General features: G+C 64.5%; 1 protein-coding gene. It reads right to left on the bottom strand.

The window, feature by feature from the left end:
• Positions 1-2: 2 nt before the first annotated feature.
• Complete coding sequence (locus tag GGD57_RS28995; protein WP_184473601.1) at positions 3-950, bottom strand: IS110 family transposase; 948 nt, start codon at positions 948-950, stop codon at positions 3-5.
• Positions 951-1,112: the final 162 nt, after the last annotated feature.

Below are 1,112 nucleotides of genomic sequence, written 5' to 3'. Positions count from 1 at the left end.
CCTCAGCAACCGTGTTGTTGGGGCTCGTTCCATGGCGTTTGTCTTTTGAGAATAGTGTTGATCATGATGATTAGCTTTCGCATGGCGGCGACGAGGGCGACTTTGGGCGGTTTGCCTGCGTCGCGCAGCCGTTTGTGGAAGGCCTTGATGGCCGGGCTGCAACGGATGGCCGAGAGCGTTGCCATGTAGAGAGCGCATCGGACGGTGGCGCGGCCGCCGGCGATATGGCGCTGGCCGCGCCAGGTGCCGCTGTCGTGGGCGATAGGGGCGACGCCGACGAGGGCTGCAAGTTTCTTGTCGTCGATGGCGCCAAGTTCGGGCAGTTCGGCGATGAGCACGGCGGCGCTGATCTCGCCGATGCCCGGCACGGTCAGCAGCAGATCGCGGCGTACGGCCATGTCGGGCTCGGCCTCGATAGCGAGCGCGATGGCGGCATCGACGCGGGCGAGTTGCGCCTTGAGGGCAGCGAGGGTCTCGCCGATCAGCGCTGCGACGGCTTGGGGAGCATGTTCGAGGCGGTTCTTCTCGGCGACCGCCATGTCGACGAGCTGGCGGCGACGGGTGACGAGGGCAGCAAGCGCGATGCGGCCGTCGTCGATATGGGGGATCTGTGCCGGCCGCATCGCTCTGGCGAAGTGGAGAATGACGCGGGCATCGACCTGATCGGTCTTGGCCAGACGCCCGCTGGCCCTGGCGAAATCGCGCACCTGGCGGGGATTGACGACGGCGACGGGAATACCGGCGGCCATTAGGGTTCTGACGATCGCCATCTCGTAACCGCCGGTGGCCTCGACGACGACAAGCTCTGCGCCGGCCACTACCCTCGCGAGTGCGGCCCGGCCTGGTGCATCGTTGTCGAAACGCACAACGGTGCGCTTGCCTTCGACGGCGACGTCGAGATGGGCCTTTGAGACATCAATGCCGACCATGAAAGCGTGTGGGACATGCATGACTGCTCCTCCTTGCAACGCGGGCTCGAAGCCCAACCAACCGTTCGAGCGAAGACATGGCAACGGAGATGCTCGCTGAGGCACGAGTTCAAAACCCAAGGATGACACGCATCCCCGTCGCACGACCCCATTATACACCAACGGCAACGTACAAGGATGAGG

This window comes from Rhizobium esperanzae (assembly GCF_014197615.1).
Lineage (GTDB): Bacteria > Pseudomonadota > Alphaproteobacteria > Rhizobiales > Rhizobiaceae > Rhizobium > Rhizobium esperanzae_A.
This window is presented reverse-complemented; position numbering and strand designations above follow the sequence as displayed.